At 64.3% G+C, this 24,040-nt stretch carries 21 protein-coding genes and 1 riboswitch; of the genes, 11 read left to right on the top strand and 10 right to left on the bottom strand.

Annotation, left to right across the window (positions count from 1 at the left end):
• The first annotated feature begins 8 nt into the window (after positions 1-8).
• The 7 genes from P6U27_RS22875 to P6U27_RS22845 all read left to right on the top strand — a co-directional run bounded on the left by P6U27_RS22875 (position 9) and on the right by P6U27_RS22845 (position 7,852).
• A complete protein-coding gene (locus tag P6U27_RS22875) occupies positions 9-1,430 on the top strand; it encodes an amidase (RefSeq protein ID WP_407192687.1) in 1,422 nt (473 codons plus the stop codon).
• 278 nt (positions 1,431-1,708) lie between these two features.
• Positions 1,709-2,659 (top strand): ABC transporter permease, encoded by a 951-nt coding sequence (locus P6U27_RS22870; RefSeq protein ID WP_129143081.1) that lies wholly within the window; start codon positions 1,709-1,711, stop codon positions 2,657-2,659.
• Positions 2,656-3,552, top strand: a complete 897-nt coding sequence (locus P6U27_RS22865; protein WP_407192686.1) for an ABC transporter permease — start codon at positions 2,656-2,658, stop codon at positions 3,550-3,552. Before P6U27_RS22870 ends, P6U27_RS22865 begins: the two co-directional genes overlap by 4 nt.
• A gap of 2 nt (positions 3,553-3,554) precedes the next feature.
• Positions 3,555-4,568: an ABC transporter ATP-binding protein gene (locus P6U27_RS22860; RefSeq protein ID WP_407192685.1), complete on the top strand. Its 1,014-nt coding sequence runs from the start codon at positions 3,555-3,557 to the stop codon at positions 4,566-4,568.
• Positions 4,565-5,569 (top strand): ABC transporter ATP-binding protein, encoded by a 1,005-nt coding sequence (locus P6U27_RS22855; protein ID WP_407192684.1) that lies wholly within the window; start codon positions 4,565-4,567, stop codon positions 5,567-5,569. Before P6U27_RS22860 ends, P6U27_RS22855 begins: the two co-directional genes overlap by 4 nt.
• Positions 5,570-5,624: 55 nt before the next feature.
• Positions 5,625-7,121 (top strand): ABC transporter substrate-binding protein, encoded by a 1,497-nt coding sequence (locus tag P6U27_RS22850; protein ID WP_129143084.1) that lies wholly within the window; start codon positions 5,625-5,627, stop codon positions 7,119-7,121.
• Positions 7,122-7,648: 527 nt separating this feature from the next.
• Positions 7,649-7,852, top strand: a complete 204-nt coding sequence (locus tag P6U27_RS22845) for an amidase family protein (RefSeq protein WP_244607683.1) — start codon at positions 7,649-7,651, stop codon at positions 7,850-7,852.
• Positions 7,853-7,891: 39 nt separating this feature from the next.
• Here P6U27_RS22845 and P6U27_RS22840 read toward each other — a convergent pair whose 3' ends face one another.
• Together P6U27_RS22840 and P6U27_RS22835 are read right to left on the bottom strand one after the other, a co-directional pair.
• A complete protein-coding gene (locus P6U27_RS22840; RefSeq protein ID WP_407192683.1) occupies positions 7,892-9,268 on the bottom strand; it encodes an FAD-dependent oxidoreductase in 1,377 nt (458 codons plus the stop codon).
• A 935-nt stretch (positions 9,269-10,203) separates the two neighbouring features.
• Positions 10,204-10,530 carry a nuclear transport factor 2 family protein gene (locus P6U27_RS22835; protein ID WP_122404007.1) on the bottom strand — a complete coding sequence of 109 codons (327 nt, stop codon included), beginning with the start codon at positions 10,528-10,530 and terminating at the stop codon, positions 10,204-10,206.
• Between the two features lie 161 nt (positions 10,531-10,691).
• Here P6U27_RS22835 and P6U27_RS22830 point away from each other — a divergent pair, with 161 nt between their 5' ends.
• Positions 10,692-14,318, top strand: a complete 3,627-nt coding sequence (locus P6U27_RS22830) for a LuxR C-terminal-related transcriptional regulator (protein ID WP_407192682.1) — start codon at positions 10,692-10,694, stop codon at positions 14,316-14,318.
• Positions 14,319-14,366: 48 nt separating this feature from the next.
• Here the strand turns inward: P6U27_RS22830 and P6U27_RS22825 are convergent, their stop codons facing one another.
• Both P6U27_RS22825 and P6U27_RS22820 read right to left on the bottom strand, forming a co-directional pair.
• Positions 14,367-14,993, bottom strand: coding sequence for an alpha/beta hydrolase (locus tag P6U27_RS22825; protein ID WP_407192681.1), 627 nt, complete (start codon positions 14,991-14,993; stop codon positions 14,367-14,369).
• Positions 14,990-15,928, bottom strand: coding sequence for a ring-cleaving dioxygenase (locus P6U27_RS22820; protein ID WP_407192680.1), 939 nt, complete (start codon positions 15,926-15,928; stop codon positions 14,990-14,992). The genes P6U27_RS22825 and P6U27_RS22820 overlap by 4 nt, the downstream gene beginning before the upstream one ends.
• 128 nt (positions 15,929-16,056) lie before the next feature.
• Between P6U27_RS22820 and P6U27_RS22815 the strand changes: the two genes are divergently transcribed.
• Complete coding sequence (locus P6U27_RS22815; protein WP_407192679.1) at positions 16,057-16,986, top strand: LysR substrate-binding domain-containing protein; 930 nt, start codon at positions 16,057-16,059, stop codon at positions 16,984-16,986.
• Between the two features lie 209 nt (positions 16,987-17,195).
• Here P6U27_RS22815 and P6U27_RS22810 read toward each other — a convergent pair whose 3' ends face one another.
• From P6U27_RS22810 to cobU, 4 genes are all read right to left on the bottom strand, one after another.
• On the bottom strand, positions 17,196-17,366 hold the full coding sequence (locus P6U27_RS22810; protein ID WP_407192678.1) for a hypothetical protein: 171 nt from the start codon (positions 17,364-17,366) through the stop codon (positions 17,196-17,198).
• 283 nt (positions 17,367-17,649) lie between these two features.
• The gene (gene bluB, locus P6U27_RS22805) at positions 17,650-18,282 is read right to left on the bottom strand and encodes a 5,6-dimethylbenzimidazole synthase (RefSeq protein WP_407192677.1); all 633 of its coding nucleotides are present in this window, start codon (positions 18,280-18,282) and stop codon (positions 17,650-17,652) included.
• A gap of 4 nt (positions 18,283-18,286) precedes the next feature.
• Positions 18,287-19,069, bottom strand: a complete 783-nt coding sequence (gene cobS, locus P6U27_RS22800) for an adenosylcobinamide-GDP ribazoletransferase (RefSeq protein WP_407192676.1) — start codon at positions 19,067-19,069, stop codon at positions 18,287-18,289.
• The gene (cobU, locus tag P6U27_RS22795) at positions 19,066-19,569 is read right to left on the bottom strand and encodes a bifunctional adenosylcobinamide kinase/adenosylcobinamide-phosphate guanylyltransferase (protein WP_407192675.1); all 504 of its coding nucleotides are present in this window, start codon (positions 19,567-19,569) and stop codon (positions 19,066-19,068) included. The genes cobS and cobU overlap by 4 nt, the downstream gene beginning before the upstream one ends.
• Positions 19,570-19,689: 120 nt before the next feature.
• On the opposite strand from cobU, the gene cbiB reads away from it, so the two are divergent.
• Both cbiB and cobD read left to right on the top strand, forming a co-directional pair.
• Positions 19,690-20,631: an adenosylcobinamide-phosphate synthase CbiB gene (cbiB, locus tag P6U27_RS22790; protein ID WP_407192674.1), complete on the top strand. Its 942-nt coding sequence runs from the start codon at positions 19,690-19,692 to the stop codon at positions 20,629-20,631.
• 11 nt (positions 20,632-20,642) lie between these two features.
• Positions 20,643-21,608: a threonine-phosphate decarboxylase CobD gene (gene cobD / locus P6U27_RS22785; RefSeq protein ID WP_407194475.1), complete on the top strand. Its 966-nt coding sequence runs from the start codon at positions 20,643-20,645 to the stop codon at positions 21,606-21,608.
• Here cobD and P6U27_RS22780 read toward each other — a convergent pair.
• On the bottom strand, positions 21,597-23,048 hold the full coding sequence (locus tag P6U27_RS22780; RefSeq protein WP_407192673.1) for a cobyric acid synthase: 1,452 nt from the start codon (positions 23,046-23,048) through the stop codon (positions 21,597-21,599). The genes cobD and P6U27_RS22780 overlap by 12 nt on opposite strands.
• Before the next feature lie 4 nt (positions 23,049-23,052).
• Positions 23,053-23,688, bottom strand: a complete 636-nt coding sequence (gene cobO, locus P6U27_RS22775) for a cob(I)yrinic acid a,c-diamide adenosyltransferase (RefSeq protein WP_407192672.1) — start codon at positions 23,686-23,688, stop codon at positions 23,053-23,055.
• A gap of 40 nt (positions 23,689-23,728) precedes the next feature.
• Positions 23,729-23,950, top strand: a riboswitch (cobalamin riboswitch).
• The last annotated feature ends 90 nt before the right edge of the window (positions 23,951-24,040 follow it).

Here is a 24,040-nt window from a genome sequence, read left to right as displayed (position 1 = left end):
CTGCCACCATGAGCAACGACCTCTGTCTCCGCTCCGCAACTGAGCTGCGTAGCCTGATCGTCGCGAGGAAGCTGTCGCCAGTCGAGCTCACCCGCGCCGTGCTTGCCCGCGCCGAGGCGCTCCAGCCCGAATTGAACTGCTTCATCACCCTGTGCGGTGATGAGGCGATCGCAGCGGCGCGCGAAGCCGAGCGCAAGGTAATGGCGGGCGAGGAACTCGGCCTGCTGCATGGCATCCCCGTCACCGTCAAGGACATCGTCAACACGAAGGGCGTGAAGACCACCTTCGGCGCCGTTCCCTTCAAGGACAACGTGCCGACCGAGGATGCAGTCGCCGTTGCGCGGCTGCGCAGCGAGGGCGCGATCCTGATCGGCAAGACCACGACGCCGGAGTTCGGCAGCAAGTGCCTCACCGATTCACCTTTGTTCGGCCGCACCCGCAATGCCTGGGACGCCTGCCGCTCGTCCGGCGGATCCAGCGGCGGCGCGGCGGTGGCGGTGGCAAGCGGCATCGCGCCGCTGGCGATTGCGACCGACGGCGGCGGCTCGACGCGTATTCCGGCGGCCTGCAACGGCGTGGTCGGGCTGAAGCAGAGCAACGGCGTGATCCCGCACAGCCAGGCGCTGGATGTGTTCGGCAATCAGACCTACGTCACGCCGACCACCCGCACCGTGGCCGATACCGCGCTGATGATGCAGGCGATGGCGGGCGAGGATGCCTGCGATCCCTGGTCGATCGGCGTCCCCGTGCCTGACTTCATCGGCACCGCGGCCTCGCGCGGCGACCTGCGCGGCTTGAGGATCCTGTACTGCCTGACGCCGCCGGGCCGTCCGGTGTCCACTGAGGTCGCCGCCAGCTTCAAGGCGAGCCTTGATCGACTGGCGGGGTTAGGTGCCGAGCTCGAGGAGTTCTCCGGCGATGATTTCGATATCGAGCCGATCTGGCGCGCCATCAACCACACCGTCTGGCGCACGCGCTTTGCAAAGCTCGCGGCCGAGCACAAGAACGAACTGAGCGAGGCCTTCCTCAAGCAGCTCGCGCTCGCCAGCGAGGTCAGCGGCGTCGACTATCAGGAGGCGATGTTCGCGCGCACCGCGTTGTTCCGCCGCGTGCAATCGCTGCTTGCGCGCGGACACCTCTTGGCGATGCCGACGCTCACCCGAACCGCGCTGCCGATCAAGCAGGACCTCTTCGGCAACATCGAGATCGATGGTCGGCACTACGACAGCGTCCGGCCGCACTGGTTCCCCTGGACCATGCCGTTCAACATGACCGGCCATCCCGCCATCAGCCTTCCCTGCGGCTTTGCCCGCGACGGCCTGCCGATCGGCCTCCAACTGGTCGGCCGCTTCCGGGCGGACGCAGAATTGCTGCGCGTGAGCGCATTGTTCGAGGCCTCGAGCGGCCTTCTGTCCCGCTGGCCCAGCTAGGGGCAGCTCGTGGAGACTGCATCTTCAGGGATGTGCCAGTTCGCTGTGGCTCCCGTCATCCTGAGTGCGAGTGATGGGGCGCGGAGCGCCCCATCGGGAGCCTCGAAGGATGAACGGCCGAGAGGCAGCCGGGCCGTCGCCCTTCGAGGCACGTCCTGCGTTGCAGGACGAGCACCTCAGGGTGACGGTGATAGAGCATCGGTGCGCTCGCAAAGAGCTTGCGTCCGGCGCCCAGAAATGTTGATCGTGCCGCGGGTGAGCCCTGCAGCCGAGCACGCATGAGCGTCTTTGTCCTCCGACGTCTGTTGACCTTGCTGGCGACGCTGGTCGGCGCGTCGCTGATCATCTTCCTGGTGCTCGACGCGCTTCCCGGCAATGCCGCGCAGATGCTGATGGGCGCCGACGCCTCGCCCGACGCGGTTCGCGCGCTCACCGTCAAGCTCGGGCTCGATCAGCCGTTGGCCGTTCGCTACCTGCAATGGATCAAGGGCCTCGTCGTCGGCGATCTCGGGAACTCCTATGTCTACGGCACCCCAGTCGCCAGCCTGATCGCCGAACGGCTGGTGCTGACCATTCCGCTCGCGATCCTGGCGATGGCGATCACCGTGACGCTGGCGCTCTCCGCCGGCATCTACACTGCGGCCAACCACAACAAACTCGGCGATGTCGGCGTGATGTCGCTGACCCAGGTCGGCATCGCGCTGCCAAACTTCTGGTTCGCGATCCTGCTGGTGCTCTTGTTCGCGGTGCGGCTGCAGTGGCTCTCGGCGGGCGGCTTTGCCGGCTGGGAGGACGGCATCTGGCCGGGAATCAAGTCACTGCTGCTGCCGGCGGTCTCGCTTGCCGTGGTGCAGGCCGCGATCCTCGCGCGCGTCACGCGATCGGCCGTACTCGAAGTGCTGCGCGAGGACTTCGTGCGCACCGCCCGCGCGAAGGGACTCGGCAAGCGCGAGGTGCTGTGGAGCCACGTGCTGCGCAACGCCATGATCCCCGTGATGACGGTGATGGGCCTGCAATTCGCCAATCTGCTCGCCGGCACCATCGTGATCGAGAACGTATTCTACCTGCCGGGCCTCGGCCGGCTGATCTTCCAGTCGATCGCCAACCGCGACCTCATCGTGGTGCGCAACTGCGTGATGCTGCTCGCGGCCATGGTCGTCATCGTCAACTTCGTGGTCGATGTGCTCTACGCCTTCATCGATCCCCGCATCAAGGTCCACGACCTGTGAGTGATCCGCTCGCCACCGCAGTTGGATTGCCGACGGCCGCCCCGCCGGCGCGCCCCGCGACGGGCTTTTGGCGGAGGGCGCTGCGGCATCGCAGCTTCGTGCTCGGTGGCGTCTTGGTGCTTGCCGTGATCGGTTCTGCGCTGCTTTCCCTGGTCTGGACACCCTGGTCCCCTTATGAGATCGATATCGCCGCAAAGCTCAAGCCGCCCTCGGCGGCGCACTGGCTCGGCACCGATTCCTTCGGCCGCGACACCGTCTCGCTGCTGCTTGCGGGGGCCCGCTCCACCATCATGGTCGGCGTCATCGCCGTCAGCATCGGTCTCACCTTCGGCGTCACGCTGGGCCTGATCGGCTCGGCCCAGCGGGGCTGGATCGAAGAGATCATCATGCGCTTTTCCGACTTCACCTTCGCCTTTCCCGCCGTGCTGTCCGCGATCATGCTCGCCGCGGTCGTCGGCCCCGGTATGGTGACCTCGATCGTTGCGATCGGCATCTTCCAGATCCCGACGCTGACACGGCTGACGCGCGGCTCCGCCAATGCGATCTGGGCGCGCGAATTCGTGCTGGCCGCGCGCGCGGCGGGCAAGGGGCGCTTCCGCATCACCATCGAGCACGTGCTGCCGAACATCCTGTCGATCCTGATCGTGCAGGTCACGATCCAGTTCGCGCTGGCCATTCTCGCCGAGGCCGCGCTGTCCTATCTCGGTCTCGGCACGCAGCCGCCGCAGCCGTCCTGGGGGCGGATGTTGAACGATGCACAGACGCTGCTGTTCCAGTCGCCGATGCTCGCGGTCTATCCGGGCGCTGCAATCGCCATCGCTGTGCTCGGTCTCAATCTCCTCGGTGACGGATTGCGCGACCTGCTCGATCCCCGACTGGCGCGGGAGCGATGACGATGGACGAACGCTCCAACGTGCCGCTGATCGAAGTCGAAAATCTCGGCGTCCGCCTCAACACCAGCCGCGGGCCGGCACGGGCTGTGCGCGGCGTCAGCTTCGCTCTCGAGCGTGGTGAGACCCTCGGGCTCGTCGGCGAGTCCGGCTGCGGCAAGTCGGTCACGGCATTGTCGTTGATGGGGCTGCTGCCGGACAGCGCGGCCGTCACCGGCAGCATCAAGCTGGACGGCGACGAGCTCGTCGGACTCTCGGATGCCGATTATTGCCGCCTGCGCGGCAACCGCATCAGCATGATCTTCCAGGAGCCGATGACCGCGCTCAATCCAATGCACACGATCGGCAACCAGGTCGCCGAGCCGCTGCGGCGGCATAAGAAATACTCGGCGGCGCAGGCGCGGCGCGAGACTATCGCCTTGCTCGACCGCGTCGGGCTGCCCGACCCCGCGCGGCGCGTTGACGCCTATCCGCACCAGTTCTCGGGCGGCCAGCGCCAGCGCATCACCATCGCGATGGCGCTGGCCTGCGAACCGGACCTCCTAATCGCGGATGAGCCGACTACGGCGCTCGACGTCACCATCCAGGGCCAGATCCTCGACCTCATCGCCGATCTTGTCGAGGAGCGCGGCATGTCGATGATCCTCATTTCGCACGATCTCGGCGTCATCGCCGAGAACGTGCAGCGCATGATGGTGATGTATGGCGGCACCGTCGTCGAGAGCGGGCCGACCGACGAGGTGTTCCGCCGCATGGGACATCCCTACACGCAGGGCCTGTTCCGCGCTCGGCCGAAGCTCGGCGCACGCAAGGGCACGCGGCTGAAGACGATCTCAGGCACGGTGCCGGAGCTCGCCGATCTGCCGTCCGGCTGCACCTTTTCCGATCGCTGTCCGCTCGTGATTGACCAATGTCGCGCCGCACTGCCGCCGATGGTGGATGTCGGCCCCGGCCATCTGGTGCGCTGCATCCGGACGGACGTCTCGATGGCTGAGCCTGTCGGAGCGCTGACCGCATGAGCACCGCGCCGCTTCTCGATGTCAGGGATCTCGAGCAGCGCTACACGCTGCCGCGGGAAAGCCTGTTTCGCCCGCCAGGGCAGGTGCGCGCGCTCAACGGCGTCAGCGTGCAGGTCCAGGCCGGCAAGAGCCTCGGCATCGTCGGCGAATCCGGCTCCGGCAAGTCCACCTTCGCGCGCCTTGTGATGGCGCTGGAGCGGCCGACGTCGGGCCAGGTCGCGCTGCTCGGCCGTGATCTCAATCGTATCCCGGCTGACGAACTGCGCCGCGCCCGCCGTGATTTCCAGATGGTGTTCCAGGACCCTTACGGCTCGCTTGATCCGCGTCAGACCATCGCGCGGATCGTTGCCGAGCCGCTGACCGTGATGGAAGGCGCCGACCGCACCACCTTCCGCGACCGTGTCGCGGCTGTGCTGCGCCAGGTCGGCTTGCGTGACGCCGACATGGACAAATATCCGCACGAATTCTCGGGCGGCCAGCGCCAGCGCATCGCCATTGCGCGCGCGCTGATCACGCAGCCGAAGCTGATCGTCGCCGACGAGCCGGTCTCCGCGCTCGACGTCTCCGTGCAGGCCCAGGTGCTCAACCTGATGCAGGACCTCCAGGAGCAGTTCGGCCTCAGCTACATCCTGATCAGCCACGACCTCGCCGTCGTCGACTATCTCTGCGACGAAGTCGCGGTGATGTATCTCGGCCGCATCGTCGAGCAGGGGCGCCCCGAAGATCTGTTCGAGTGCTGCGCCCATCCATATACGCGGGCGCTCTTGGATGCGGTGCCGCGGGCGCGTGCCGGGGGTAGCCGGCGCCGGCGCGGGGCCCAGGCGATCGCCTCGCAATCGGCGGCAGCGGCCGGATGCCCCTATGCATCGCGCTGCACCCTTGCCGACCAGCATTGCCGCGAGGTTCCGCCTGCGTTACGCAAGATGGGCGAGGGGCACCTTGCCGCCTGCCACAAGGCCGAGGCCGTGATGGCGTTGCCGCAGGCGGCCGTGGAAGGTTAATGTCCGGAGCAGGATTAGCGTAGGCTTGAGAACGGAACAGGCTGGGGAGTTGCGCATGTTCAGGAAACTATCGATCGTCGCATTTGCTGCTGCGCTCGTCATGGCGCCTTTGCCGGCGCTGGCGCAGAGCAAGAAGGACAGCGTCGTCATGGCGATGGCGCTGGAGCCGCCGGGCCTCGATCCCACCAATGCCGCCGCCGCCGCGATTGCCGAGGTCACGCTCTACAACATCTATGAGACCCTGACCAAGATCAACGAGGACGGCTCGGTCTCGCCGCTGCTCGCCGAGAGCTGGACCGCTTCGCCGGATTTGAAGACCTATACGTTCAAGCTGCGCAAGGGCGTCAAATTCCAGAACGGCGAACCCTTCGATTCCGCGGCCGTGAAATTCTCGTTCGATCGCAACGCCGCGCCGAACAGCACGAACAAGGACAAAAGCCTGTTCCAGGCTTTCGAGAAGGTCGACGCACCGGATGCCGACACGATCGTGATCACGGTGAAATATTCCGAGCCGAATCTGCCGTTCCTGCTGGGGCAGGCGAGCGGCTCGATCGTCGAGCCGAAGAGCGCAGCCACCAATGTGACGCAGCCGGTTGGCACCGGGCCTTATCAGCTTGGCGCCTGGGCGAAGGGTTCTTCGATCACTCTGACCAAATGGGCCGACTACCGCAACGCCGCCGCGGTCAAATTGTCCAAGGTGACGATCCGCTTCATCTCCGATCCGGCGGCGCAGGTGGCGGCGCTGCTGTCGGGTGACGTCGACGCCTTCCCGCGCGTCGCCGCGGCGCGCGCCTTGGCACAGTTCAAGGCCGATCCGCGCTTCACAGTGCTGGTCGGCGGCTCCAGGGCCAAGACCATCCTCGCCATCAACCACCGCAAGAAGCCGCTGGACGACGTCCGCGTCCGCCGCGCCATCCTTGCCGCGATCGACCGCAAGGCGATGATCGACGGCGCCGTCGACGGCTTCGGGACGCCGATCGGCAGCTTCTACGTGCCGGGCGCGCTCGGCTACGTCGACACGACAGGCATCAATCCGTACGACCCCGAGAAGGCCAAGAAGCTGCTCACTGAAGCCGGCGTCACCACGCCGCTCGAATTGTCGCTGAAGCTGCCGCCGCCGTCCTATGCGAGGCAGGGCGGCGAGATCGCTGCCGCCCAGCTCGCCAAGGTCGGCATCGTCGCCAAAATCGAGAACGTCGAATGGGCGCAGTGGCTGTCGCAGGTGTTCGCGCCGAACGGTCCGCATAATTTCGACCTCACCATCGTCAGTCATGTCGAGCCATTCGACCTCGTCAAGATCACCGAGCCGGACTACTATCTCGGTTACAACAACGACAAGTTCAATGCGCTCTACAAGCAGATCGTCTCGACGCCGGACGAGGCTGCCCGCGCAAAGCTGCTCGGCGACGCCCAACGCATGCTCGCGACCGACGCCGTCTCCGCCTACCTGTACCAGCCGCAGCTCATCACCATCACCAGCAAGAAGCTGAAGGGCGTCTGGAAGGACGTCCCGCAATTCGAGAACGATTTCTCGACGTGGTATTGGGAGTAGGGCGGCGTCCGTTGCTGTGCCCTCTCCGCTCGTTGGAGAGGGCAGCTCCAAACAAAAATCTGAAAAACAACCCCATGCACAGTAGCCGGGTGTAGTCATTTCAATGGCTTGCGCGTTGCGTGATTGATGGTCGACGCGATGCGCCCTGACGTTGACCCGTCGGGCAAAACACTGGCATGATGGCATCGTCGGGTCTCATGGTGAGCGACGCGCCGTCAGGCGAGGCAGCCGTGCAGAAGCCATCCCGCCGCGATGCCGGCACTGCCGCGGTGGCCGTCAGCGCCGAGGCGCCGATCTCCCCAAGGCTCGATCAGGCGTCGATGCGATACCGCTCATGCTCTGGCCACTGGGCATGTCACGGCCACGGCGCTGGTCAAAGCCTATCTCGCGTGCATTGAGGCCTACGACCGCGACGAGCCCAAGCTCAACGCGGTACGCGCGCTCAATCCTGATGGAGTTCGCCGACATGCTCGCGATCGACATGCCCGCCGGCTATTCGTCCCTGGGCGGTCAGGTGAAGAACCCCTATGCGCCGCGCGCTGATGGACGATCACGGCATTCCGGTGGTGTCTCCGGGGGGATCGAGCTCGGCGGTCGCGGTGGCGGCCGGTCTGTGCGCGGCTTCGATCGGCACCGAGACTTCAGGCTCGCTGCTGCACTCCGCGAGCTTGAACGGCCTCGTCACCCCGGAGTCGACCGTCGGGCTGATCAGCCGTGCCGGACGCGACTGAATAATAAGGTGTTTGATTGGGGGGCCGGTCGCTACCGTGCTAAGCGGCTTGGCGCCCCCGACCAGGGTCGCTGTGCTGTATGTCCCGACTTCCATTCCACACTTTCAGCGCATTGGCTGGGCTTAGCAACGCCGTTGGCTGTTGCATAAGGTTGGCCACTTCCAAGAACTTGGTCGCCAGCGCGGCATCACGTTGCGCCGCTCGGTAAAACTTCGCTATGTACCAGTTGACAAAGCGCACCTGCGCCGTCCGCTTGCCCTCGACGCGCGGGTTTTGCAAATCACTGCCCACGACGATTTGCCAGGGAGCTTCAATGAACCGACTAGCCATCTGGAAGAAGCGGCGAGCAATTCCTTGCGTTCCGTTTGCCAAACACTCGCGCAAGGCCAGCGATTCCAGACAGGCTACCGTCATTCCTTGACCATAGGCTGGATCGAAGCTGCACAAGGCGTCGCCATACACCAGATAGCCTTCCGGAAAGCGGCGCAGCTTCTCGTAATGGCGTCGCAAGTTCGAAACAAACTTGTATGACGTAAGCGGAGTAAGTGGTTCTGCATTCTGGATCACGTTGAATATTTCCGGCTGTTGCAAGCTGCGCGCAAACTCAAGGAAACCAGCATCATCCTCTGGCACTTGATCGTCCCTGTAACCGCCTAATGTCACAGTCCAACGTTCGCCCTCCTGTGGCAAAAGAGCACCGAAGCGAAAATCAGGCGAACACGCTGCCATGATGACGAACTTCCTGCCATGCAAACAATTCGTCATATGTTCGGGTTTGAGACGATAGAAGCGGGTCACATAGCCAAGATTGACAGTGATCTGCTCCTCTGGCGGCTTTGCGAAACCAAACGCACTCAGCCATGCGGGGCTCGATGATCCGCGACCGCTGGTATCAACCACGAGATCGGCGTCTATTGTTTCCCCGTCATGTGAACCATTTTTTGATTGGACGCGAACGCCAGTCACGCGGCCCGATAGTCGATCAAACACCGGCTCCACAACGTCACGTCGCTCCCACACCCGAATATTGGATAGTTGAACGAGCCGCCGTCTCACGAAGCCTTCCAGCGTCGGTCGGCTCACGCCGAGCCCGACCATCTTGCTGGGGGTGTTGTGAAGATAGACGCCGTAGTTGAACCAAAGCCCATCGTTGACGAGGTCCGCAGGCACTGCTCCCTGAGCAATCATTCCCTCTGTAAAGCCGGGAAACGACTGCTCAAGTATCTCGCGCCCACGAGCAAGCAATCCGTGCGTATGCCGTCCTTGCGGAACGCCCTTGCGAGGATCAGGCAAATCCGGAAGCGCATCACGCTCAAGTACGGTCACTTCGTCGAAATGATCCGCCAAAGCGCGAGCGGCCAACAGACCACCCATTCCCGCGCCCACCACGATCGCGTGCTTGCCAACGTATGCCATCGACCTCTCCCAGCACTTACTTGACCGCAGGACGAAACGTTGAACATTCGCCGGTACCATCGATTGGGCCCGGTCCAGCATCCTCTTAGATGCTGGGTGCGTGATCGAGTCAGCTCCAACTGCGTTGGTGATTTTTCATCGCTAGTGATTCAGGCTTGCTTCACGGCTCTTGGAAAAGTGTTTCGCAAGGGCGGATTTCGGTTTCATGCCATTTGCGCGACGAGTCCAAAGGCTAAGCAGAATACCGTTCGTGGACGTGCCAAGGGCAGTGGATGATCGTAAGCGGCCTTTCGGCCCTCATATGAGGCAATGAGCCTGACGTATTGAAAGCCGATTTTTCACCATGGTAGAGTACCACTTTATCCCGATTGGTTTGAAGCCGTCCTGTAGTGCTTTTTTGTACTGTGGAGGACATTTATGCGAAGCTCTCGCGCAATCCTTTATTTGCAACGACTTGGTGAACTCGCCTCTCAGCTCTCAGAACTGGAAGATCTTCGAAGTCTAGTCGCAGATGCAGAGCGCGCCGCCCGCGGTGCGCCTGCATTGCGCTCCAGACGCCATGCTTCGCGCTCCCTCCGAGGTTGTGATCTCGGCGCCTCGTCGGTCCGTCTCCGTCGCTACTCGCCACCAAGCAGAGGTGCAGGAGGTCTCAGGCCCCCTCACAACGACAACCAAATCGATTGGATGTTGCTTGCGCCATTTCCCGACGGATGGTGGGCTTCCCCCTAAGCTCTTCAACGGCTGCTAGTGAATCAAGTTTTCTCGTCCGCTTATTGCCCATCGCGGCCAACACCGCCCGCTGCCTAACCGTCAGCGATGAGGGGTAGACCGGGTGCGGCCGAGCTTCGCACCAAACCGTCGAGAATGACCCATTTGAGACTCTCGGATTTGCGCCAAGGACGTCCGCCAAGCAGATTGGCGCCGGACCCGCAGCTCTAGTGTGAGGGACCGCAGCTCAGCTCCTTGATCCTCCCGGCGGCGTCAAACGCAAAATGCGCAGTCATGACACCAGTACTGGTGCTGTACGAAATAATGATGCTGTCCTGGGAGAGATTGAGATCGTCCAACTTGCCTGCCGGATAGTCTCGAAGGCGCTCGACCCAATAGGCACGAAGTGCCTCGCGGCCGGTAATGGTTTTGGCGCCGCCACAGCCGCAATGAACCACGGCATCTTCGGCATACATGTCCAGGATCGCCTCGAGATCGCCCGCGCGATAGGCATCGAGCCAGTCAATCGCAACGGCCATCGGGTCAAATGACATATTTTTTCTTTTTTCTCACCTAAACGCCGTCAAAGCTTGCGACTTTAGGTAGGGTTAACCCCGCTAAGCCTCTTTCTCCGAGCAGTTAATTGTATTTTAATACCCTCACCCGGCCCCGGCCATATGCCGAAACTCATAGATGCCGGGCCGAGGCAGAGTCCATGTTAGACGTGACTGCCAAGCAGGGGATATCCGCGCGCATCCGGCTCGTGATCGGAGATCGACAACCGATCGTGCTACAGGGGCTGAGATCGGTGCTCGGGGCACAGCATGACTTCGACGTCGTCGCCTCGTCCAGCGACGGGACGAGCTGTCTCGAGGCAATCCGGAACTTGGCGCCCGACATCGCGCTTCTTGCTGACACCCTGCCAGATCTGACGGCAACCGAGATCCTCGCGATTGCGAAAGCTGAGAACCTTGCCACGCGCCTGGTGTTCTTTACCGAGTCCGAATCCGACCGCGGTCTAACCGCAGCGATCGCTGCCGGCACCTGCTGCGCAATTTCGAAGTATGCCTCCCCCGACAGCATGCTGCGATCACTGCGGCTGATGATGAAGCGCAGTGTCTCGCCCGAGCAGTTCGAGCTCTCGCCAACCGGCAACGACGCTGACGAGGGCAGCAAAATTGAGAAAATGCTGGAGCTCTTGACGCAGCGCGAACGTCAAATTGTACGACTAGTGTCGGAAGGAATGTCGAACAAGGAGATCGCGCGCCAGCTGGACGTTTCTCCAGGAACAGTCAAAGTACACCTCTACAATATATTTCAGAAGCTTGAGATCACCAACAGAACCGTACTCGCGACCCTCGCGTTGCTGCAGCGCCCCTCCGGCTTCGGCACGCTCGCGTTGGCCTTTCTGGCGATCGCCATCGCGGACGAACTCAAGGCGTCGGAAGCGAACGACATGCTTCCGAATGACGACGGCATCGGCCACGCGGGAGAGCACGCCGAATATGAGCCTTGGAAAAAAGCCATTCTCCGCCACCTCGTCGTCTGGGAATCCTCCGAGCCGCCTCCGCTCATCCAGCGAGAGCTTTCTGCCAAGCTGAGCCGAGTCACGAGCCCGGCGGCGGCAACGGAGGCGCTGCACGCGGCCGAACAATCCGCAGGCGCGAAAGCGTGGAAAGACCACGGTCCTGCTGGATCGAGCGCGTCGAATCTTGCTCCGCTCTCGCTGCGGGGGATGAACGGCATACAGATTGGAGGTGACCCGACCCCGGAACATCAAATCCCGCGGCCTGCGTCCAATCCGACGTCGGTTCACGGGGAGTATGGCACCTTCGCCGCTCTCGCCGGCGCGCTGATCTACGCGCTGCACGATCCTCATCTCGCAGCCGCGCAGACGCATGACGCGGCTCATGCATCGATCGACAGCTTCCAGGCCGTCACCGGAGAGAATGCCACCACGAAAGTTGCCGCGATCAACAATGCTGACGCTCATCATGTCGACAACTCGGTCGCGGGTTTCCCTTCGCACGAGGCCCACCTGCCTTCCGCGTTCCTGACCACTGGAAACGATGGCGTCGCCGGAGAAGGCGCTCGGAGCCAAATGAGCGATGACGCCGCGGGTGACAACCTCCAAAAAACGTCCGGCTTGGTGGAGCTTGGTCACGATGTCAGTCTTGGCAGAGATGGCCGCGATCAACTGACGGGCGGCAACGTTGAAAAGGTTGTTCACCGTTCCTCGACCGATTCCAGTTCCACCGCGTCCGACGTTGTGTTCGATTTCGCATCCGGGCCGAGCAGGATCAATCTTGCAGCTTTCGGAGCGCTTGCCTGGTTGCATATGACCGCGGCAAGCAAGTCCATACCGCCACACACACTCGCCTGGATCTACGACTCCGCAAGCAATGAAACGATCGTCTATGTGAATCCGACCGATCATGTTCTCGATGTCGGGGATCGCAGCCTGCTGGAAATCCATCTGCAGGGGATTGTGTCCATTGCGGACGCGGATCCCGTCCATCAGCTGAAAGGCACGGCTGTCGCGATCACCCTGGAGGAGCTCGAAGGAGCGCTGATATCGGTGGCCGCAACCGATGAGACTGTCCAGAGTGCGGATAATGTCCATGGCATCGTAGGCGAGGACACAGCCGGGGCGGATGGAATCTGGAACACACTCGCCGACGACGGCTTGAGGTTTCACTTCGGGCAGACGCGGGCCGGTTCAGGAGCGTCGACGAAGTTCAGGACCGTCACCGCCGATTCGGCGGCTGCAACGGAAGAGAGGGATGGTGCCTCTCACGTCTCGGTCCGCGGTTCATCAACCGAGCTTGCTCATAGCGCGATGGCTGCGGCAGCTGGAAATCTCACGTTCAAGAGTGAGCCGGAGAAGGCGGACACCGGCATTTTGTCGCCTGTGCCGAACGAGGTGGTCGGACCGAGCGTCGCAGCGGCCGCTGACGCGGACCGCGGCAACTCGCAGCACGCATCGGAGCCAGAGTCTGCAAAGCCGGCAGCCACGGAGTCGGCTAAAGCCGACTCCAAACCGGGCAAAGGCGACGGCAATGAAGCCGAGCATCACGCTTCGGCTTCGAAGGCCACGCCGGGGTCGGCGAAGAAGGCAGAACCAGGTGGCGCGGAACACGGCAATTCGGGGCACGATTCACGCTCAGCCGCTGCAAGCGCACCGGAAGCATCCGAGATCGTCGAACCGGGTGTCGCAATGGCCGACACCAAGGGCCGCGGTAACTCCGAGCACGCTTCGGAGCCGGGGTCTGCACAGGCGGCCACAGGGTTGACTGAAAAGGGCAACGGCGTCGGCAATGGCGCCGAGCATCACGCTCCGGCTTCGGACGCTTCGCGAGGTTCGGCGAAGACGGCAGAACAAGGTGGCGTGGCACACGGCCATTCGGGGCACGATTCACACTCACCCGCTGCAAACGCATCGGAGGCAGCCGAGATCGTCGAACCGAGCGTCGCAACCGCCGAGAAGGCGGGCCACAGTAACGCGCACCACGCCGAGCCAGGCTCTGCGAAGGCGGCAGCCGCAGACATGGACGAAGCGAGGTCCGCACCGGGCAGCGGCGCAGGTACTGACAATGGGCATCATTCCTCGGCTTCGGACGGTTCGCGAGGGGCGGCGAAGACGGCAGAACCAAGCGGCGTCGAACATGGCAACTCGGGCCACGATCCACACCCAAGCCCTGCAAACGCACCGGAAGCAGCCGAGACCGCCGAACCGAGCGTCGCAACGACCGACGGCGCGGGCCGCGGTAATTCGCAGCACAGTTCGGAGCCAGGGTCTGCAAAGCTAGCGGCCACGGAGTCGACTGAAGCTGGTTTCACACCGGGCAATGGCGCCGAGCATCACGCTCCGGCTTCGGATGCTGCGAGCGCGTCAGCCGCAGTGGCGACGGCAGAACCGGCCGCCGCGGCACACGGCAGCTCGGGGCACTCAACCGCTGCAAACACGCCGGAAGCAGGCGAGATTGCTGCACCGAGTGTTGCAGCCGGCGGTGACGCTGGAGGCGGAAACGCGCAGCAGGCTGCGCAATCTGCTGCATCAGAAGCCGCACAGCCGGCTAAAGCTGCTTCCGAGATCGGCGGCGCGGATCAAGAACTGGTGTTCCGCTTCGATGGTGAGACAGCTCCTTCCAGTTCCGTCGAGGCAGTCGAGCTTAAACGAGTTCATGATCCTCTCGATCCGCACGTTCCGCTCGGTCAGGAAGGAGACCTCGAGATGATCATCAAAATGGCGCCTCAGGCCCTGGTCGAGCACACCGCCGACCACGGCACCAATGGTCCGCATCACGGCATTGTACCCGCGCCTCATGACTTCCTGATTTGAAGCGTTGCATCGCGGCGCACCGTTCGAAAACGATGCGCCGCCATGTGATCATGCGGCCTCGGCGTCGACCTTGCCGATCCAGTCGCGGGCCAAAGTCACGTCGGCTTGTGACAATTGATGGCCAGCCGGCAGGACCTCGTGCGTCACGCTCGCGCCTGCTTGCGAGAGCAAAGCCGCTAGCCGTGCCGAGTTGCTCGCCGGCACGATCGGGTCACCCTGTCCCGAGAGGAGCAGAACGGGCTTGCCTGCAGGGTCGGCGTTCGGCGGATCCGACAGCGGCACCATGGCGCGCAGCAGGATCGCGCCGGACAACGCCTCGGGCTTCAGCAGCAACAGCGCGGCTGCAATGTTGGCGCCGTTGGAGAAGCCGACCGCGACCGGCGCGGCGATGCCATATTGCTTCCGCGCCTCCGCGACGAACTCGCCGAGCTCGATCGCGCGTCGCCGCACGTCCGCCTCGTCGAACACGCCTTCAGCCAGACGCCGGAAGAAGCGAGGCATGCCGTGCTCGAGCACGCGGCCGCGCGGCGAGAGCAGGGCCGAGCCGCGCGAGATCATCTTGCCGAGCCCGAGCAGGTCGTTCTCGTCGCCGCCGGTGCCGTGCAGCAGCAGCAGAGGAGGGGAGCCCGCGTTGATCGCGGGCTCGAAGCGATGGATGAATGCGGTTTCGGTCATGACGCGGTCTCTTCCAGGCTCGGCAAGACCTCTTCGATCTGCTTGCGATGTTGTTCGAGGAAGCTCGGCAGCTTCAGGTCACGTCCGAGCGTGGCGACGGGCTCGTCGACGGCGAAGCCGGGGATGTCGGTCGCGATCTCGAACAGCACGCCGCCGGGCTCGCGGAAGTAGATCGAGCGGAAGTAGTTGCGGTCGCGCTGCTCGGTCGGGTGCAGGCCGTGATTGCTCACGAGCCTCGCGGCCATCTTGCCCTGTTCGGCATCGTCGACCGCACGGAAGGCAATGTGGTGCACCGAGCCGCCGCCCTGATGTCCCCGCAGGAAACCCTTGGCCTCGTAGATGTCGACGATGCTGCCTTCGGCATCGCCCGGCGCCTTGAAGCGGATCACCGAGCCTTCTCGTCCCATTTCCTTGAAGCCGAACACGTCGTTGAGGACGGCAGCCGTCTTCGCCGCGCTGTCGAGCAGCAAAGTCACGCCGTGGAAGCCGCGGATCGCATGCTCGGCCGGCACCTCGCCATTGCTCCAGCCGGGCTCGTTCTCCGCGCCGGGGATGCCGACGAGGGCCAGCGCCATGCCATCGGGGTCGGTGAACGGCAGCACGGACTCGCCGAAGCGCTTCTCCAGCGCCTCGTAGCGAATGCCCTTCTCGGTAAAGCGCTGCGTCCAATAGCCGAGCGAGCGTTGCGGCACGCGGAAGGCGGTCTGATGGGTCTCGCCGACGCCGCGGCGCCCGGCCGGAACGCCGGCCCAGGGGAAGAAGGTCAGGATCGTGCCGGGGCGGCCGGTCTCGTCGCCGTAATAGAAGTGATAGGTGCCGGGATCATCGAAATTGACCGTCTTCTTGACGAAGCGCAGCCCGAGATCCCGGGTGTAGAAGCCGAAATTGCGGATGGGATCGCCGGCAATCGCAGTGACATGGTGCAGTCCAGACATTGTCGTCCTCCAGATTCGGGAAGCGGTCTTGCTCTGCGTGGAAATATCGCTGCGCTTTGGATTGGAGACAATCCATGCAAATATGACAGCTATGTCTACGATTTGGAAACAATCTGCGGGGTCGCCCCTTGGATAAGCTCGGCAGTCTCCGGGCCTTCGTGAAGGTGGTCGAAAGCGGCAGCTTTGCCGAGGCCGGTCGGCAGCTGCGGCTGTCGCGCTCGGCGATCAGCAAATACATCGCAGATCTCGAGGAGAGCCTCGGGGTCCAGCTCCTGAATCGGACCACGCGGCACGCGAGCCCGACCGAGAACGGCCAGCGCTACTTCGAGCGCGCGGTCGTGATCCTCTCGGAGATCGAGGCGGCCGACCAGGCCGTGACGCAGGCCCAGTCGGCGCCGCGCGGGCTGCTCCGCGTCAATGCGCCGATGTCGTTCGGCACCATGCGGCTCGGGCCGGTGCTGGCCGATTTCATGGCGCGTTATCCCGAGCTTCAGCTTCAGATCGTGCTCAGCGACGATCTGCTCGATCCCGTCCAGGATGGATTCGACGTGACGCTGCGGATCGCGGAGCTGGAATCGTCCAGCTTGATCGCGCGCAAAATCATGCCGGTGGCGCGCATGATCTGCGCTTCGCCGGATTATCTCGCGCGGCATGGCACACCAAAGCATCCGCAGGATCTGCGTGAGCACGCTTCACTCACCTACGGCTTCCTGCTCACGGGCAACCAGTGGAAGCTCACCGGCAGTGACGGCGATCACTGGATCCAGCCGGCCTGGTCGCTCTGCGTCAATAACGCCGAAGTGCTGCGCGACGTCGCGATCAAGGGCAGGGGGCTGGCGCTGCTGCCGGAGTTCATCGCCGCCGATGCTTTGCGGAAGGGCGAACTGCGCGTTGTGCTGAACGACTATTCTGCGCCGCCGCTCGCGCTCTACGCGGTATATCCGCCGACGCGGCATTTATCGGTGAAGGTGCGGCTGTTCATCGACTTCCTCGTCGAGCGGTTTGGGCGCGACGTGGACGAAGCCGGCGGGCGCAGACGCGCGGAGGCTGGGCCGTGAACTACCGAAGAGCGCCTTCGAAGCAAGCCTTGGTCAGCTTGATCAGATCGCCCGTTTCGACGCACGTGTGGGTGTTGGCCCGGCCGACGGCACATCGCCGGCCGGGCGACCTGCTGAAGAAGGATTGGGGGCGCAAGATTGATCCTGTACCAGCTGGTTGGATGCAGTCCGCAGCCCGGCCTGAGCGCTGATTTGCTGTGACGACCATATCACGGACCGACGCGGTCACCCCACTGGTCCCGATCGTAGGCCTGCAGGATGCGGACAAAATCAGCCATGCTGGATTGATCTCGGTGTTCGGCCACAGCGGCCACCTGAATATCGGATGCAGGCTGGTTCGCTTGCCAAAACCGCACGAGGAGATCGGCGATGTTTCTCATGGCGTTCTCTCAGCACCAACTGTGAGCGGCATCCTGCCGCTCGATCAGGAGTCCGGCGGGCGCTACGCCGCCGGACCTGTCTTGCAACTGCCGGCTCGCGGGACCGGTTCCGTTGCCCTTCACTGTGTGCTCGTAGATAGCAAGAGCACTTGGTTGTCGCCATTGTGCGGGGGTATGTCGTGAACATACTGACGTAGGGTCAGCCGCTATGCGGCGACTTTGGTCGCGCGAGCGCTGCTCGCGGGGCGGAGCAGGTCGATCTGAAGCCGTTCGAGCGCTGGGCCTAGCGGCGCAGCGTGAACTCGTCGGCGCCTCGTCGATGCTCCCACTTCGCCTGCTCCAGCTCGGGCCGGTCGCATTCGGCTTCCGGATAGCCGATGCAGAGATAGGCGATGAATTTCCAGGAGTGCGGCACATCGAGAATGGCGTGGATCCGATCCGGGCTCAGGATCGACACCCAGCCGATGCCGATACCGTCGGCGCGCGCGGAAAGCCACATCGCCGTGATGGCGGCGACCACGGAATATTCTGTTGTCTCCGGCATGGTCGCACGGCCGAGGCCATGACCGATGCTGCTGGCCTTGTCCGCGAACACGGCGAGATGACCGGGAGCCTGTTCGAGGCCTGACAATTTCAGCGTGGCGTAGTGCGCTGCGCGGTCGCCGAAATAACAATTCAGCGCGTCGGCATTGCATGCCTTGAAATCGTCGGTCACGGCCCGGCGCCGCGCGGCGTCATCGACAGTGACGAAGCGCCAGGGCTGGCTGAGGCCGACCGAAGGCGAGAGGCAGGCCGTCTCGATCAGGCGTTCAATTGCACCCTCCGGCAATGGATCGCTGCGAAAGCGGCGCACGTCGCGACGCCACACAAACAGCTCGCGCAAGTGCTGGCGGAAGGTATCGTCGAACTCGACCATGAGGTCAGCGTCCCATCTGGAAGGAGGCGGCCACGAGCAGGATCAGGATCTCGCCCGTCTGCTCGAACGCGCCGAGGACGTCGCCGGTCTGCCCGCCGATCTGGCGGATGGCAAGCCGCGCCAGCATGAGGCCGGCAAGCGATAGCAGGATCAGTCCGACCAGCGCCTTGCCCGGCCCCAACGCCAGGGCAAGCGCGAGCGTTCCAAGCGCGAAGGCAATGGCGATGCTGCCGCCCGGCGGCGCTCCGGCGCTGGCCGACAGGCCGTCAGGTCTCGCAGGCGGCACCAGCGACATGAAGGCCGGCACGCCGGCGCGGGCAGCAGTGTGCGCCGCGCACAGTGCGAACGCGACGGCGAGGGGATCGGCGATGGTCGCGAGCGCACCCCAGCGCAAGCCGAACGACAGGATCAGTGCGCAGACGCCATAGGTCCCGATCCGGCTGTCGCGCATGATCTCGAGCTTGCGCTCACGCGTACGGCCGCCGCCGAGTCCGTCCGCGGTATCGGCAAGCCCGTCCTCGTGCAGCGCGCCGGTGATGAGGGCGGTCGTGGCCAGCGCGAGCAGGGCGGCAAGGTTCGGTGTCAGTCCAAACCGAATGGAGATCTTGTAGACCAAGGCGCCGGCGAGGCCGACCAGCAGTCCCGCGACGGGCAGCGCCCAGGTCGCGCGCGCGATCGCTCCGTCACCGGCGGGCTTCGACGATGCGACGGGCAGGATCGTCACGAATGATGCTGCGATTCGAAGATCGGCGACGACGTCCCGCAAGAGTTCGGTGCGCGGCATCATTTCAATTTCATCGGCAGACCGGCGACGACGAATTCGACCTCGTCAGCGACATCGGCAATGATCTGATTCATGATCCCGGCGGCATCGCGGAAGCTGCGCGCCAGTGCGTTGTCGGGCACGATGCCGAGGCCGACCTCGTTGGTGACGAGAACAGCCGGGCTCCTCAGCCGGGGCAGGGCGCCGGCAAGCGCATTCACCTCGTGCTCCCAGTCGCGCTCCGCATGCATCAGGTTGGAGAGCCAGAGTGTCAGGCAGTCCACCAGCCGTGCGCCGCCGCCATCGGTTGCGAGCAGCGCGGGCACGAGATCAAGCGGCACCTCGCGCTCGATCCAATCGGTTCCGCGCCGCGCGCGGTGTCTTGCGATGCGTTCCTCCATTTCGCCATCGAGCGCCTCGGCCGTCGCGATGTAGACCGGCTGGCCGGAAAAGGCGCGCGTGCGCATTTCCGCACGCTTGCTCTTGCCCGATCGCGCTCCGCCCGTGATCAAGATGGTGGTCATCAAGGTCTCCCGTGAGCCTGACTAACCATCAATCGTGACCAAAGACAAAGCCGAAATCAGGGGGCGAGGGGCTTGCGCTCCGCCCTCGCTTTGCGCAACAGGGGCGGACAGGAGGCGGGTGTGGGTTTTGCGGGTGCGATGGTGGTGGCGATGGCGGTGGATGCCCTTCTGGGCTGGCCCGCCCCGCTCTTCGCGCGGATCGGCCATCCCGTCACCTGGCTCGGCCGGCTGATTGCCGCCATCGACGCCGCCTGGAATCGTGCGTCCGATCCGCCGGCGTGGCGCCGAGCTGCTGGCGTCGCCGGAGCACTGGTGGTGATTGCGCTCTCAGTTGCGCTCGGCTGGATCGTTCAATCGGTGCTCTCGCTGGGCTGGATCCAGATCATGTTGATTGGCATCCTGGCCTGGCCATTGGTCGCGCTGCGCTCGCTCCATGATCACGTTGCCGCCGTCGCGATGCCGTTGCAGGCGGGCGACATCGCCGCCGCACGCGAGGCGGTATCGCGCATCGTCGGCCGCGATCCCACAGCGCTCGATGAAGCCGGCATCGCGCGCGCGGCGATCGAGAGCCTTGCCGAGAACTCCTCCGACGGCATCGTCGCGCCGGTGTTCTGGGGCGCGCTGTTCGGTCTGCCCGGCATCTTCGGCTACAAGGCCATCAACACGCTGGACTCCATGATCGGTCATCGCAGCGAACGACATGAAGCCTTTGGGTGGGCGGCGGCGCGCATCGACGATGTCGCCAATTTCATTCCGGCGCGCCTGACCGGATTCCTGTTCGTGCTGCTGGCGTCAAGGCGGTCGGAGGCGCTGTCGTGCATGGCGCGCGATGCGCGCCGGCATCGTTCGCCGAATGCCGGCTGGCCGGAAGCGGCGATGGCGGGGGCGCTCGGCGTGCGGCTCAGTGGTCCCCGCATCTATCACGGCAGCGCGACCGACGAGCCCTGGCTGAACCAAGGCGCGCGCGATCCGCGCGCCGCCGATATCACGGAGGCGCTGACGGTCTACGGCCGCGCCATGATGCTGCTCGCCGCCCTCCTTGCGATCCTCGCCTTCGCATGACAGAACGAGGCATGCGCGAGCACGGTGGAAATCTCGATCTGGCCCAGCAGCGGTTTGGCGGCCGCGCGGAGGATTGGATCGATCTGTCGACGGGGATCAATCGGTTGCCTTATCCCGTGGGCGAGGTGAACTCGCGCGCGTGGAGCGCGCTGCCGTCGCGCGCCGAGATCGATGCCTTGCATCAGGCCGCGCGGCAGGCCTATCGCACGCGTGCACCGGTCGTTGCGATGGGCGGCGCGCAAGCCGCCATTCAATTGCTGCCACGCCTGACGTCGTCCGGTCGCGCGCGCATCCTTGCGCCGACCTACAATGAATATGCAGGGGTGCTGTCGGCTGCAGGCTGGGATGTCCAGGAGGTGGCGGAGCTCGATGCGCTGGCGGGCGCGGATCTCGCCATCATCGTCAATCCCAACAATCCCGATGGCCGGTGTCATTCTCCAAAGGATCTGCTCGCACTGCTGCCGCGTGTCGGCCGCCTCGTGATCGACGAGAGCTTTGCCGATGCCGTTCCGCAATTATCGCTTGCGCCGGAAGCGGATCGACCGGGACTATTGGTGCTGCGCTCGTTCGGAAAATTTTATGGTCTTGCCGGCCTCCGGCTTGGCTTCGCAATCGGCAATGCGGCCGACGTTGTGAAGCTTACGGCGATGACGGGTCCATGGCCGGTGTCGGGCGCGGCGATTGCGATCGGCTGCCGGGCTTTGCGCGATGATGCCTGGGCCGAGGCCACGTCGGCGCGGCTCGCCCGCGACTGTGTTCGTCTCGACACCATGGTGCTGTCGCAAGGCTGGCCGCTCGTCGGCGGGACGCCGCTGTTTCGTCTTTACCAGACCCCCGACGCGCTGGCCGCGCAGGAGAGGCTCGCGCGTGGCCAGATATGGTCCCGCGTCTTTGCGCAAACGCCAGCATGGCTGCGCCTCGGGCTTCCCGGCAGCGAAGCCGAATGGGCGCGCCTTGGCGAGGTCCTAGCGCGCTAGCGCGAGCAGGCCTTCGATGTCGAGATGCTTTTCGATGTGATCGGCCAGCGCCTCGAGCGCGCTCCCGACCCTGGCATGATAGGGCTCTTCGCCCGCGGGAATGTCGAGCTTGGCCAAAAATGCCTTGCGGAAATCATCCGACGTGAACAGGCCATGCAGATAGCTGCCTTGCACGCGGCCATCCGGCGAGATCGCGCCTTCCGGCTCGCCATTCAGCTTCGCGAACGGGCGGACGCGATCGGGGCCGTCGGTGCGGCCGATGTGGATCTCATAGGCCTCGATCGGCTGCTCTGTGACGGCATGCGCGGCCGCGACGCGCGTCAGCGTCTTCTGCGGGCTCATCACGGTCTCGACATCGAGAAGCCCGAGGCCCGGCGTGTCGCCTGCGGGACCTTCGATGCCGTCGGGATCGGCCACGCTGCGGCCGAGCATCTGATAGCCGCCGCAGAGGCCGAGCACATGGCCGCCGCGACGATGGTGCGCGAGCAGATCGATGTCCCAGCCCTGCGCGCGCAGGAAGGCGAGATCGCCGCGGGTGGATTTCGAGCCGGGAATGATGACAAGCCTGACATCGCCGGGAATTGCTTCGCCCGGACGGACCATGACGAGATCGACGCCTGGTTCGAGCTTGAGCGGATCGAGATCGTCGAAATTGGCAATGCGCGACAGTGCGAGGCAGGCGATCTTGCACTGGCCCGGCTTGCGCGCATCGCTCAGGCCCAGCGCGTCCTCGGCTGGCAGCTCGCCGGCGCGCGCGAACCAGGGCAGCACGCCGAGGCCACGCCACGACGTCTTCTGTTCGATCAGCCTGTAGCCGTCGTCGAACAACGTGGGGTCGCCGCGGAACTTGTTGATGACAAAGCCACAGATCATCGCGGCATCGTCGGGGTCGATCACCGTCTTGATGCCGACGAGCTGGGCGATGACGCCGCCGCGATCGATGTCGCCGATCAGCACCACCGGCACGTCCGCCTTGCGGGCGAAGCCCATATTGGCGATGTCGGACTTGCGCAGGTTCACCTCCGCCGGACTGCCGGCGCCTTCCACCAGCACGAGATGGGCGCGCGCCTTCAGGCGCTCAAAACTCTCCAACACCGCGCTCATCAGCGAGGGCTTCATTGCGGCATAGTCGCGAGCTCGCGCAGTTGCGATGCGCTTGCCGTGGACGACGATTTGTGCGCCGACGTCGGTCTCGGGCTTGAGCAGCACCGGGTTCATGTCGGTGTGCGGCTCGACGCTGGCGGCGAGCGCCTGGAGCGCCTGGGCGCGGCCGATCTCGCCGCCATCGACGGTGACGGCGGCATTGTTGGACATGTTCTGCGGCTTGAACGGGAGCACGCGCAGGCCGCGGCGCGTGAAGGCGCGGGCAAGGCCGGCGACGATGAGCGATTTGCCCACGTCCGAGCCGGCGCCCTGGATCATCAATGCGCGCGCCGTCATGCCTTCAGAACTCGACGCCGGCCTGCGCTTTGATGCCGGAGCGGAAGGGGTGCTTGACCAGCGTCATCTCGGTCACGAGGTCCGCGATCTCGATCAGCTCGTCCTTGGCGTTGCGTCCGGTGAGCACGACATGCGTCATCGGCGGCTTCTGCGTCCTCAGGAACTCGACGACCTCGGCGATGTCGAGATAGTCGTAGCGCAGCGCAATGTTGATCTCGTCGAGCACGACCATGCGCAAGTGCTCGTCGAGGATCAGCTCCTTGGCCTTCTCCCAGCCGGCGCGTGCGGCGGCGATGTCGCGGGCGCGGTCCTGCGTCTCCCAGGTGAAGCCTTCGCCCATGGCGTGGAACTGGCAGAGATCGCCGAAATGGCCGGTGAGCAGGCGTCGCTCGCCGGTATCCCAGGCGCCCTTGATGAACTGCACGACCGCGCAGGGCAAGCCGTGGGCGACGCAGCGGACGATCATGCCGAAGGCAGAGGAGGATTTTCCCTTGCCGGCGCCGGTGTGGACGATGATGAGGCCCTTTTCACCGCCCTTGGTCGCCATGATCTTGTCGCGGGCAGCCTTCTTCTTCGCCATTTTCTGGGCGTGCCGGGTGTCGGTTTCCTCAGCTGTTTGGGTATCCGGTTCAGGCGTCATCGGTCCCGGTCCTTCGGCTTGACAAGTGGCGGCCACCGGCAAATGGTGGCCGGGCGTTGGTTCCTGTCCTATGACAGGCGAAGAGGGAATGCGATAGGGGCCGAATCGGCAAGATTTGGGTCCAAAATGCAGCCGCCCCCGCGACCGTGACCGGAGAGATGCCCGAAGCCACTGATTCCCTTGGGAATCGGGAAGGCGGGGATCGAAGGGTGAAAACCCTGCTCCGCAAGCCGGGAGACCTGCCAGCGCGAACGTGTTTTGGACCGGCGGACGGGGTGTTCCGCGACGGGGAAGCGGGCCCTCAGGAGAACGGTCCGCGCGCCTCATCGCCTCCCGCTGTTTATCCTGGAAG

The sequence above is a fragment of the Bradyrhizobium sp. STM 3566 genome (assembly GCF_045571445.1).
GTDB classification, from domain to species: Bacteria; Pseudomonadota; Alphaproteobacteria; order Rhizobiales; family Xanthobacteraceae; genus Bradyrhizobium; species Bradyrhizobium vignae.
This window is presented reverse-complemented; position numbering and strand designations above follow the sequence as displayed.